At 47.0% G+C, this 12130-nt stretch carries 11 protein-coding genes; 4 read left to right on the top strand and 7 right to left on the bottom strand.

What is annotated here, in order from left to right:
- The first annotated feature begins 81 nt into the window (after window positions 1-81).
- The 3 genes from NIES593_RS12820 (at window position 82) to NIES593_RS12830 (ending at window position 2171) form a co-directional block, all read left to right on the top strand.
- Window positions 82-771, top strand: a complete 690-nt coding sequence (locus NIES593_RS12820) for a GDSL-type esterase/lipase family protein (protein ID WP_073599954.1) — start codon at window positions 82-84, stop codon at window positions 769-771.
- Window positions 772-1208: 437 nt separating this feature from the next.
- Window positions 1209-1643 carry a pentapeptide repeat-containing protein gene (locus NIES593_RS12825; RefSeq protein WP_073599955.1) on the top strand — a complete coding sequence of 145 codons (435 nt, stop codon included), beginning with the start codon at window positions 1209-1211 and terminating at the stop codon, window positions 1641-1643.
- Window positions 1644-1730: 87 nt separating this feature from the next.
- Entirely contained in the window at window positions 1731-2171 is a 441-nt protein-coding gene (locus tag NIES593_RS12830; protein ID WP_073599956.1) for a DUF6335 family protein, read from the top strand.
- A 1-nt stretch (window position 2172) separates the two neighbouring features.
- Here the strand turns inward: NIES593_RS12830 and NIES593_RS12835 are convergent, their stop codons facing one another.
- On the bottom strand, window positions 2173-3303 hold the full coding sequence (locus NIES593_RS12835; RefSeq protein WP_073599957.1) for a DegT/DnrJ/EryC1/StrS family aminotransferase: 1131 nt from the start codon (window positions 3301-3303) through the stop codon (window positions 2173-2175).
- Window positions 3304-3421: 118 nt separating this feature from the next.
- Here NIES593_RS12835 and NIES593_RS12840 point away from each other — a divergent pair, with 118 nt between their 5' ends.
- On the top strand, window positions 3422-4201 hold the full coding sequence (locus tag NIES593_RS12840) for an ABC transporter permease (RefSeq protein WP_073599958.1): 780 nt from the start codon (window positions 3422-3424) through the stop codon (window positions 4199-4201).
- A gap of 168 nt (window positions 4202-4369) precedes the next feature.
- Here NIES593_RS12840 and NIES593_RS12845 read toward each other — a convergent pair whose 3' ends face one another.
- The 6 genes from NIES593_RS12845 to dnaJ all read right to left on the bottom strand — a co-directional run bounded on the left by NIES593_RS12845 (window position 4370) and on the right by dnaJ (window position 12040).
- A complete protein-coding gene (locus NIES593_RS12845; RefSeq protein WP_073599959.1) occupies window positions 4370-6631 on the bottom strand; it encodes a fused MFS/spermidine synthase in 2262 nt (753 codons plus the stop codon).
- An 85-nt stretch (window positions 6632-6716) separates the two neighbouring features.
- Window positions 6717-7304, bottom strand: a complete 588-nt coding sequence (locus NIES593_RS12850; protein WP_175561123.1) for a tetratricopeptide repeat protein — start codon at window positions 7302-7304, stop codon at window positions 6717-6719.
- 233 nt (window positions 7305-7537) lie between these two features.
- Window positions 7538-9013 (bottom strand): CIA30 family protein, encoded by a 1476-nt coding sequence (locus tag NIES593_RS12855; protein WP_073599961.1) that lies wholly within the window; start codon window positions 9011-9013, stop codon window positions 7538-7540.
- A gap of 554 nt (window positions 9014-9567) precedes the next feature.
- Window positions 9568-10665, bottom strand: coding sequence for a small ribosomal subunit biogenesis GTPase RsgA (gene rsgA / locus NIES593_RS12860; RefSeq protein WP_073599962.1), 1098 nt, complete (start codon window positions 10663-10665; stop codon window positions 9568-9570).
- Window positions 10666-10673: 8 nt separating this feature from the next.
- Complete coding sequence (locus tag NIES593_RS12865) at window positions 10674-10916, bottom strand: sulfurtransferase TusA family protein (protein ID WP_073599963.1); 243 nt, start codon at window positions 10914-10916, stop codon at window positions 10674-10676.
- The gene (gene dnaJ / locus NIES593_RS12870; protein ID WP_073599964.1) at window positions 10913-12040 is read right to left on the bottom strand and encodes a molecular chaperone DnaJ; all 1128 of its coding nucleotides are present in this window, start codon (window positions 12038-12040) and stop codon (window positions 10913-10915) included. Before dnaJ ends, NIES593_RS12865 begins: the two co-directional genes overlap by 4 nt.
- Between the last annotated feature and the right edge of the window lie 90 nt (window positions 12041-12130).

A 12130-nucleotide genomic window follows, 5' to 3' on the forward strand; every position in this document is an offset into this window, starting at 1 on the left:
TCGTTCGCTATTATTATTGGGTATAGTTGTATATGTAGAAATGTAAAGTTGTCGCTGAGCTGAAACTATCTCGCTTTTTCTATGCAAACGATTTCTGCCGCTAGGACTAGATCTATCGAACAGCGCTTGCGCCTTTCTTTAAGAGTAATTGCGCTTGGGGATAGTCTAATTTACGGATATGGCGACCCCGAAGGCGGAGGGTGGGTAGAACGGCTGCGAAGACAATGGATGGCAGCAGAGCAACCCGGCCACATTTTGTACAATTTAGGCATTCGCGGCGATAGAGTCTTTCAGGTGTCCGAGCGACTCGAACATGAATTTCGCAATCGGGGAGAGTTGCGCAATCAAGTTCCAGACTTAATCATTCTTTCAGTGGGAGTTAACGATTCAGCGCGTTTGGGTCGCCCTAACGGACGGTTATTTACTGAATTTGAGACGTTTCAAGAACAAGTCACTAACCTGCTAGAGCGATCGCGTCAGCTTTGTCCCGTTCTTTTTGTGGGGATGGTGCCCGTCGATGAAACCAAAATGCCTTTTTTAGATTGCCTGTATTTCAACCATCAAGACCAATATCGCTATAAAGAATTTACCAAGCAAGCTTGCCAGGCGCGACAAATTCCCTATTTAGATATTTTTGATCTGTGGATGAAGCGGGGAGATGCTTGGGTGCGATCGCGCCTCAATCCCGACGGACTTCATCCCAACACCCAAGGTTATGAAGCCTTACTGCAAGACGTACTCAACTGGGAGCCGATCGCCCAACTCGTATAGCAGTAAAAGTTTTAGCCATCTTTTAAGATTCGCGCCAGTAGGGTTTGCCTAAGCTGAAGGAAAACCATAGGGCGCAATCGATCGTGGAAATCAAACAAATTCAAGTCGCGATAGAACGTGCTTTAGCTGATGGCAGGCTCTCTCGCCTAGAAAGAAACTGCGATCTATGCAGATAAGAAAGTCACCCCCGAAGAAGCCCATTTATTTAGCCTTCTTCAAGAAAAAATCTGGCAGGGAGAAGTTCTAATTGACGATCCCGATTAAAAGTGACTAATAGAAATAGGGGGAGGTGTGGGAGGTGTGGGGAGATGGGGAGACAATTAACGACTAACTACTAACCACCTTTAAAGATTACGAATCGCGATCGCCAGGGCATAGCGTTTGTTATAGATTTAACAAAATAGAATAGGATGGAATTAGAGAGATAGGGCTAGAGTATGGAGATCCTAGAGCTTCTAAGGCAATATGCAGAAGGAAAGCGAAACTTTAGCCAGTCTAAATTGAATCGCGTTTCCTTAAACGGAGCAGTTTTGCGCTCGATCGACTTAAGTGACGCTGACCTAAGGCATATCAACTTAACTGGAGCCGATCTCAGTGGCGCTTTTCTCAAGGGAGCCGACCTGAGCGAAGCGGATTTGAGCGGAGCTTCTCTGAAGGGAGCTAGTTTAATAGAGACCAAACTCATGAGCGCTATTCTGTGTGGAGCCGACTTAAGCGGAGCCGATTTGGTTAATGCGAATCTAAGCAAAGCTAACCTGCGCGGTGCCAACCTGCGGGGAGCAGAACTGTGGGGAGCTAACCTCGCTGAAGCCGACTTGACGGGAACGGATTTGAGCGGCGCAACGATGCCAGATGGCAGCATCCACGCTTAGTTTCCCAAACGCGTAACGTCCACCTGGGTCAGAGTTGGTCTCTAACTCTTTCACCTCTGAGCGCTAAGCCAGTAAGGAGTGAATTTTATGAAAAAGACCAACTTTTCTGGGGCAGGTAATTCTCCCCAAGACCCGTGGAAAGATTCTTCTAACGATAACGAAGTGCTATTTGGCGATCTTGTCGCAGCAGAAAACACTGACCCAATGAGTGAAGGCTTAGTCGATCGCGATACTGGTATGGGAAGGATACTGGCGAAATTAAGAGCTTCAGGGCTTTCTGGCATTGATGCGACGGGAGGCGATCTCGACGACGATTGGTATCAAGCTGAGGTAGTCGGAGAAGAAGCGGTTGGAGGAGATAATCCCACACCCGATCAGAACGTGACCGATGCCCTGCTTCAGTCGATGGGAATTGATGCTGCCGATGGCGAACCCGTGCACACGCTAGACAAGTTAGAGTGGCGCGACAAAAAGCGATGGGAGTTAGATCCCGAATCTTCTGAAGATTATCTAGACCATTCATATTAGTTTAATTCAAACAATCCTTCAAACTATAGACCACTTGCTGCTGTTCTTCAAAAGAAAGGTCCGGGAACATGGGCAAGGATAAAACTTCGCGGGCGGCTTGTTCGACTGTCGGGAGTTGTCCCGTTTGATAGCCTAAATCTTTATAAACGGGCTGCAAGTGTAAGGGTATGGGATAATAAACCATCGAGATTATGCCCATTTGTTGTAGTTTTACGCGCACGATATCTCGGTAGGGTTGAGAATCTTCTTCCTTATCTTTTATTCGGATCGTGTATTGATTCCAAACATGCTTGCTGTTAGCTAATGTCTGTGGAAGTTCGATTCCCGGCAGGAGAGAGAGCAATCGATCGTAAATAGCAGCTATTTCGGTTCGTTGTTGATTCCAGCGATCGAGATAGCGCAGTTTGACTTGTAAAATCGCTGCTTGAATTGTATCGAGACGGCTGTTGAGTCCGATCGCGTCGTGACGATAGCGATCGCTCATGCCGTGTTCTTTAAGCGTGCGGATAGAGGCGGCAATCGCGCGATCGTTAGTCGTTATTGCCCCGCCGTCTCCGCACGCTCCTAGATTTTTCGTGGGAAAAAAGCTAAAACATCCAATATGTCCGATACTGCCAACTGGTTTGCCTTGCCATCGCGCCCCCGTTGCTTGGGCACAGTCTTCGATGACAAAGAGATTGTAGCTGCGAGCGATCGCCATTACTGCGTTCATATCCGTCGGTTGCCCGAATAGATGAACCGGAATAATGGCTTTTGTTTTACTGGTAATGACAGATTCTATGCGATCGACATCGATATTAAAAGTTTGTGGGTCGATATCGACAAAAACGGGAGTAGCCCCCGTTCGCGTAATCACTTCTGCCGTGGCAAAGAAACTGAAGGACGTAGTGATGACTTCATCCCCTTGTCCGATATTTAGCGCTCTCAGTGCCAAATAAAGCGCGTCCGTACCCGAATTACAAGCGACGCATTCAGATACGCTAACGTAGCTAGCAAACTGTCTCTCAAACTCGCTGACGACTGCACCGCCGATGTAACGACCAGAACTCAATACTTCTAAGACAGCAGCTTCTGTTTCCTCACGAATTAATTGATGCTGACGGGCTAAATTGACAGGTGGAATCTGATTCACTCGTTTTTTTACCCAGAATTTATATCGATCAAAGCAAATTTTTTCCAAAAAAGAAATATATTAAGTTGGAGATCGGTAATTGTACGAGCAAGGTAGGGCACTGTCCGTACTAACGAATATGAATGAATTCATCACACTCGATTTTATCGACTTGGGTTGGTCGTTAGGCATTATTGGCATAGCCGTGGTGCTGTCTAGCTGGCAGCGCTTGGGGTTAGAAGGACAATTAATCTTTGCTGCCGCGCGATCGCTGCTGCAACTTTTGGTAGTGGGCTATATCATAGCGATTATCTTTGCTTTGAACAATCCGATCGCCGTATTGGGAATTTTAGGGGTTATGGTGACAGTTGCCGCGATCGTTGCTCGCAATCGCATTGGCAAAAAAACAAAAGGCATGTTACCGATTATTTGGGGTTCGCTGTTTGTCAGCAGCGCTCTATCGCTAAGTTATATTATTATCCTCATCGTTCGACCGGTTACTTGGTATTCTCCTCAGTATTTGATTCCTTTAGCGGGAATGGTCTTGGGAAATGCGATGAATGGGGCTTCTCTAGCAGGAGAACGCCTCGCCAGCCTCATTTCGCACAATCGCCTAGAAGTAGAAACTTACTTATGTTTGGGGGCAACGCCGAAACAGGCGATCGCGGCTTATCGTCAAGAAGCCATTCGCATCAGTCTCATTCCGACGCTCAATCAAATGCTGGTAGTGGGAATCGTCAGTTTGCCGGGAATGTTCACCGGACAAGTCTTGGCGGGAGTCGATCCCGTCGATGCGGCATCCTATCAAATTTTAATTTTGTTTGCAATCGCCTTGACAAATTTGCTGGCGGCTTTACTGGTCGCAGAAGGGGTTTATCGTCGGTTTTTCAATCAAAATGCTCAGTTGACCTTACCTTAATTCTATGTAGTGCGAGCAAGATGCTCGCACTGCTGATGAACAATCTGGCAAAAGCTGTAGCTATTTAGGAACAGCTAATACCAATTTTCAGGTTTTCGCAATCGACATCTTTTTCTCCTCTCCCAAACTGGGAGAGGGGTTGGGGGTGAGGGCGATCGACCATCTCTGTCATTTTGAAGGACGATTCAAATAATACTCCGATCGCGCAAACAAATCGGTATTAATAGCTTTGGGCTGACCGTCCTTCTCATGAGAATACATTGAGACCCCTGCGGCTTTTACATCTGTGCGGATTGCTTCTACATTGACCCCAGCTTTTGCCAGAAAACTCGATACCGCTGGCGAATCTAGTCTTGTCAGTAACTTCTCTCGGTTAAAATCAACCGGACGCTCGCTCCCGATTAAAACGCTCAAACCTCCGCTCAGATCCAACCTAGTAACGGAGGGAAAAACGTTGCGAAAGGTTTGTTCTGCCTCCGGTCCGACATTCCATTGTGCGAAAAATCCTCCAGGCGCTAAGCGCGATCGCACTTCTTGGAAAAATTCTTGCGAATAGAGCATCCCCGCTCGCGATCGCCAGGGCTGAATCGCATCCGCCTCGATAATATCAAACTTGCGATCGGCAAGTACCAATTCTCTACGTCCGTCGTTAACGACGATATCATAACGCGGATCTTGGAAGAGAAAACCGAGAGGCTTTCCGACAGTCGTTTTCGCATACTCTTGCAACACGGGCAACTCAGCGCCCAGAATTTCAACCACCCGCACTCGCTGAGTTAAGGGGTTTACGCCGATAGTGTGGGGCGTTCCTCCCGAACCCAGTCCAATAATCATTACCTGCGCTGGATTGGGATGAAGTAGGGCTGGTATGCTGCCTAATAGCGCGTGGACGTGCATGTAAGGGAAATTTGCCTGAATTTGTCCGCTAGCCAATAACATTCCCTGCCGATTGTCCTGTGCGATCGCGGCTACGCCCGTCGAATCCTCAGCAACGATAAAATATTGTTCTGGCTCAATGCTGTGCAGAGATGCCCAGAGGCGAGTATTGTTAGGGAAAAATACCACGGCAGCCAACAAAATTAGCGCTAGGGCACCAATAAACTTCGCTTTCATCCAATTGGGACGAATGGCGAGGACAAATCCCAATCCTAATAAGACAAGAAGTCGCAATGAATTTGCCGTTCCCAATTTATCGAGTAGCACTAAACCCGTAAGCAGGCTTCCCGCCGTATTGCCGAGGATATTTGCAACCAGAATCAGACCGACTCGCCGCCCAATAGTGCGATCGTCGGTTTGAACCGCTTTTTGTACCAATGGGAAATAAAACCCCAGCAACAGATTGGGCAACACTATCATTATCGAAGGCAAAACCAGATACTTGAACACCACTGCCGCAGTAATATTATTGGGATCGATGTAACCTATGTCCGATCGCAAGTCTGGATGAGATTGCCAGTAAAGACCGATAAACCAGATAGCGATCGCCGAGTAAGCGGCAACAAATCCCTGAATCGCTAAAAATACCCGTCTTGGTTGGCGAATGTAGCGGATAGCTTTCGCTCCCATTAAACTTCCCAGCGCATTGCTAACTAGAAGAAAAGCCAGCAGATGGGCGTAGGTATAAGCATTTGATTGTAGGGCAATGTCTAGAACGCGAAACCAAATAATTTCTAAAGAAATCGCGACAAAACCAGAAAGGAAGACTAAAATGCACCAATTTTTTACAGAAGGTGCTACAGGCGAAGACAATGGGTCAATCGTCGCCACACCCGCATCCCGGAGAAAGCGATCGCGCCCAAACTGATAGGCACTGCCCAGAGCAACTATCCCAACCATAGCATTTAAAGCTGCCCCTACATAAACCGTTTCTTCGTACCCCAAGGTTCCGATGATGTACCAGCCGCAGATGAGCGATCCCAGTCCCGAACCGAGCGTATTAATCCCATAGAGCAAACCAATCCCAGACGCGGCTTTATCGGCACGGCAAGCGATCGCCTTGGATAATAAAGGTAGGGATAATCCCATCAAAATAGTTGGGATTAATAAACTGATGAAAGCAATGAGTAGCGTCGAAACCGGCGATCGCGCCAGATATCGCAACTTAAGAAAAAGTAGGTCGTAGAATAAGAAGCGACTGAAGACAGCAAAGGCAGCGATCCCCAGATTGCATAATCCGTAAGTCTGTACGCTCTGGCGACTGCTGAGGCGATCGCTCAAAAAGCCACCAAACAAACTTCCCAATCCCAGTCCTACTAGATAGGAGGCTACCACAATCGTTACGGAGCGTACGTCAGAGCCAGAAAATAACCCCAGCATTCGCTGCCATACAACTTGGTACAGAAGCGCAGTAAAACCCGAAATAAAAAAGATAGCAAAGAGAGCGGGTAGCGCCCAAGTGGTTGTAGCGGTAGAAGTTTTGGAAGGGAGCATTGCTGGTGCAGGGAAATCAGCTTTTTTAGTTTATCCTTCTGAATTTGCAAATACAACACACTCTCTTCAAAGAAACGCCGACCCGCTAGGGCAGTGTAGGCAGTTCTTTTTCAGAGATCCCGCGACCTTCAACACGTGCAAGTAAGCTTTCTGATAGGTGAATTAACCGATCGACTGTTGTCTGTCTGTATCCCAATCTCGCTGACTTATCTAACAATTTTCTGGCACGGGCAGGATCGCGTTGCATTTTGGCAACTATTGCCAGATTAAAAAAAGGAAGTGGATACTTGGGATCGATAGAGATGGAGGTTAGTAGAGCGCGTTTAGCCTTCTTAAAGTCACCGAGTTCCATATAAGCTACGCCAATGTTATTGTGCGTCATCGCTTCGATATCTCTTGAGTAAACAGCCCAGCTCAACCAGATTGCCCTCTTTAGAATCGGTTTTTCTTTGAGACGTTTGAGAAAATTATGAAAGTACGCGAGAGCGCGATCGCACTGCCGCCGTTGCAGAAGTCGTCTACCTCGGAAGAAATCTCGCCAAAGGTGCCCTTGAATTCGTCCGGGAACGAGCAGAAGAAGGCTAGTGGCTAGCAAAAGGCTCGGCTGTTGTCTGAAAAAGTAGACGATCGCGCCAATAGCTACCACGATAATCGAAAAATAAAGCCATTTCAATCTCGTAGTTCGGCTAATGAACATCGCGATCGCGAGTGGAGTCTACTAAGGATTTAACTTATTTATATCATCTAAGAAAGACGCGATCGCGATCGAGCCAGTTTCAAATCTGAAAATAAAAGCATTCCGCCTCTTTTAAGCGCAAGAAACTCGTTAAAGCGTTTTTTATCCTAAGAATGCTAAAGCCAAGACTTGAAAGGCATAAAACTCTTCATTCCTAATGGCGATCGCGCTCAATCGGGTTTTAAATTTGCAAATAAACTTTTCCAATCAATCGAATTCGCTACTGCTTCCTCTTCTCTCACTTCAAAAGTTTTGTTACAAGCTTCGGGAATTTGCAATGCTTGAATGCAAAGTTCGGCGATCGCTTCTCGACTGACTTGGCCTTTCATATTATCGCCTTGGTCGAAGACTAAAACTTTATTGCCTGGTTTTTCGGTTAAAGCACAAGGTCTTACAATGATGTAATTTATGCCACTCTGACGAACGGCTTCTTCGCCTCGTAATTTCCAAGTTAGAATTCCTCCTAATCGATCGTTTAGGCGTACTGCCGGAGGTTCTTCCTCTAAATTAAGTCCCGGACGACCCGGACGAGTAACGCCAGCAGAACTGACCATAATAAATTGCGGTTTTGCTTGACCGCCATAGGCTTTAATCGATTCAATTTCTAAGCTAAATAATCCGGGCGAAAAGTTTGGATTTAATGCGCCATCGTACTCAAATTTACTCAACATTAGCTGCATTGAATAGACTTTGCTTGCCTCAAAAGCACCTGCATTAGAAACGGTTTTTGCACGAAAAACCGGGATGAGATCGGTAAAAGGAATGCGAATTGTCGTCCAACAATTATAGAGAGTATCAAAAGAATAACTATAGCCGATTCCGTCCCATTTATCTTCAGCACGAATGATAAATTTATATCGCTTTCCGTCTCCTTGAATTCTTAATTCAATTCCTTGATAATCTGATAGGTCTAAAGGTGGATTAAAATTGCGTGTTCTAACTGAGGCAAACCCGCCATTGTTTGCCGTAGAAACATTACCCGAAAAGATAGCTTTACCACCTACGAGTCTAATATTACTTTCACTAACTCCTCCCATCACGACATCGTCAACCGCACCCCAAGTTTCTTTTAAATCGGCTGACGGATTAGTAAAATCAAACAAAATTTTTTCTCCCGACCGCAGAGATTTCTTGACAACTTCAACTAAGTTTTTAATGCCTTGGTAGTCTACCAGTTCGGGACTATCGACTACTTCTGGCAGATAAAATTTAATCCCTTGATAGTATTTTTCTCTCGTTGGCGTATCGCCTTCTAAGGGTTGAACTCGGACTCCACTACAACAAATTACGGCGGAAATGCGATCGGCTAATTTTGAAGTTAGCGTTTCAGGGATAGTAAGGTCTGCTTCAAATAGTTCGACTTTATCGCCTAATAATTCTCTCGCTCTTTTAGCATCTCTAACCAAAGCGCGAACCTGATAATTTTTCTCCAAAAGACGACGGACAACTCGTTTGCCAACCCCGCCAGTTGCACCAACGACTAAAATTGTTCCCACTATTTTCTTTCCTTGTTGAGTTGCTTTTTCTTCACTCGCGCGATCGGCGAATAGTCGCTTGAGACAACCAATAAATGGGATAGCGTCAAAGTAAGTCAAAGTCTCAAAAAAACGACCCACATTCCAGGGAGAACGAGTTTTTTCTGTCACGACTGCCTCCTCATTATTTTCTTCTAGTCTATCGTTCCGGGCGATTGGGAGCAGGTAGACGGGGAGACGGGACTGGGAGTATGGGGCGTGTGGAGGATGTGGGGACAAGGGAGCAGGCTGGTAGAGTGACAAAACTCAAATCGCCCTCACCCCAACCCCTCTCCCAGAGCGGGAGAGTGGCTCTCAACTTAAGACTTTGGCCTAAAGTCCCTTCGCCCCTTATGGGAGAAGGGATTTAGGGATGAAGGGACAAAGATTTGTCACTCAACCAGGGGAGAAAGGAAACGAGACTAACCACTAGCTACCCTATCTAGGGATTCAAAACCGTTCGCGCTACGATTGAGTTTCCTGCTCTTCGGTGTAAAACAAAGCTTCAAAAAGTAATGTCAAGCCGACAGTCAAAATAATGAACAATACTAACAGTAATTGCATCATCTTTCGCACCTCCTTGAGAAGCCCTCTATTTTCTAGATAACTGCTGTTGCTCAAGGACAGGTTAAATTTGATTCAATTCTTAATCTAGCAATAGAATTCAGCAAAGATTCTTACATTACTTAATAATCTTCTAGCTCTTCATAGAGCTTTTCAATTGATTGACTATCATAAAGATCTTGCAGGGCTTGATGTTTTTCTCGCCGCGATCGCCGACGATATCTTTTGGTCTCTAGCTTGGGTTCGTACTGATGCTGTCCTGACGCTTTAATTTTCAGTTTTACCGTCGATTCTTCATCGCGGGTTTGTTGAATTGCTTCTTGTCTAGCGATCGCCTCTTCTAAAAATCTTAAATAATGTTCGTATCGTTCCCAATTCCCGCGCACGGCACAGTTGGGTTCGTTGCGATGCAGGCAATCGTTGAATTGACAATTCCCTTGGGCGAGTCGCATTCTTGCTTCGGGAAAATATTGGGCTAATTGCGCGGGATCGCAGTCGAGATCGGGTTGATTGAAGCCAGGGGTATCTGCCAGCAAACCGCCGTCAGGTAATTCAAATAGTTCTACGTGGCGAGTCGTATGGCGACCTTTTTGGAGTTTGCCGGAGACTTGGCTAACTCGTTGCTTGACAGAGGGAATTAACTTGTTAATCAAGCTAGATTTGCCGACCCCCGAAGGTCCTGCCAGAATCGTAATTTTGTTTTTGAGGCGATCGAGCAATTGCTCTAGACCGCTATTAGCAGCAATGCTAATAAATACGGGACGATAACCCCACTCGCCCAAACGCTCCTCCCACGACTGCTGTTGTGCTTTAGCGACGAGATCGGTTTTGTTGAGGCACAGACACAAATCTAAACCTGTAGACTCGGCTTTGACTAGAAAACGGCTCAACTGCCAAGCATCTAAACTAGGTTCTTCTAGAGCAAAAATCAAGAGAATTTGGTCGGCGTTAGCGACGGGAGGGCGATTTAACTCGGTTTTCCTGGGAAAAACTTCTGCGATCGCGCCCCGTTCGTCTGCATAATCCGGTTCTTCAATCGCAACGCGATCGCCCACCATCACTTGCTGCCCAATTTTTTTCAGGCGCGTTCTGCGCGTACAGAGTAGATATTGAGGAGAATTCTCCCCTTCTGGGCGTTCTAGACGCACTCGATAAAAATTTGCTTGTACCGCTACAACCGTGCCGAGGAGTCCGGACGAATTCTGAGTTTGGGTAACCACAGAATTCCTCACGAGACCGCTGGGCGACGCACCTTGAGCGCAAAAAACTCACTCCGATTTTCGATGGCTTCTATCTTATAACCTGCCATCGCTAAACTGTCCGGTACTTGTTCGATTGGTTCTCCCGGATCCAGCCAGACTTCTAACAAAGAGCCAGGAGACATTTGCTCCAACTTGAGCTTAGTGCGAACGAAATTGATCGGACACGGCGTGCCGCGCAGGTCGAGAAGCGGATCGGCGGTAGCATTCATTTGTGGAATAGACCCCCTAAAAATCCTTCTATGCCCCCTTTACCGTGACTTTCTCCCTTAATTTTAGCGAGCTTTTCTAACAACTCCCGTTCCTCAGCATTGATGCGCGTGGGAATCGCTATTTTAACCGTTATCAAATGATCGCCGCGACTGACGGGATTGCCTAGCTTGGGCACGCCTCTATTTTCCAAGGTCAACACCGTATTGGGTTGGGTTCCGGGAGGGATCGTTATCTCCTCGCTTCCATCCACTGTATTGACCTTGAGGCGACAGCCAAGTATCGCTTGCAGGTAACTAATCGTCACTTCCGACTCGATATTAATTCCATCTCGTCTAAATTCTTCGTCCGGCTCGACAAACAAATAAACGTAGAGGTCGCCGGGAGCACCTCCTCGCGCTCCTGCATCGCCTTCGCGGGCAACTCGCAGGCGAGTTCCGTTATCTACTCCGGGCGGGATAGTAATTTTCAGTTTTTTGGTTTCTTGTTTGCGACCGACTCCTCCGCAAGCTTCGCATTTCTCTTCTATCACTTCTCCCGCGCCATTGCAAGTCGGACAGACGGAAACTTGAGCGAAGCTACCGAAAGGCGTTCTAGTAGCGCGGCGAACCTGTCCCGATCCTCCGCAGGTCGAACAAGTACGCACCCCGGTTCCTGGCTTTGCTCCCGTTCCCTTACAGACTTGACAGGTTTCCAGATGGGGAATGCGAATTTCCTTTTCGCCACCAAAAACAGCCTCGCGAAACTCCAACTTTAAATCTAATCGCAGGTCGTCTCCTCGTACCGGACCGGTGCGCCGACGGGCCGACGTTCCTGCGCCCATCCCGCCAAAACCACTAAAAATGGTTTCAAAGATATCGGCAAACCCGCCGATGTCGCCATAATCGAAACCAACTCCCGCACCAGCACCGACTCCGGCTTCGCCAAAGCGATCGTATCTCGCGCGAGCGTCTGGTTCTGAGAGGACTTCGTAAGCGCGATTGATTTCTTTAAAACGCTCTTCTGCCCCCGGTTCTTTATTTACGTCGGGATGGTATTTTCGAGCCAGACGGCGAAAGGCTCGTTTGATCTCTTCTTTGCTAGCATCGCGGGGAACCCCCAGGATTTCATAGTAGTCGGCTGGCATAAAGCGCTGATCTCGTTTTTTAGTGGTTCGGTATTAATATTCAGGTTTAGTTGTACTGTAGCAAACTATCGCCTTCAGTGAACGGGATTG

This window comes from Hydrococcus rivularis NIES-593 (genome assembly GCF_001904635.1).
Classification (GTDB): Bacteria; Cyanobacteriota; Cyanobacteriia; order Cyanobacteriales; family Microcystaceae; genus Hydrococcus; species Hydrococcus rivularis.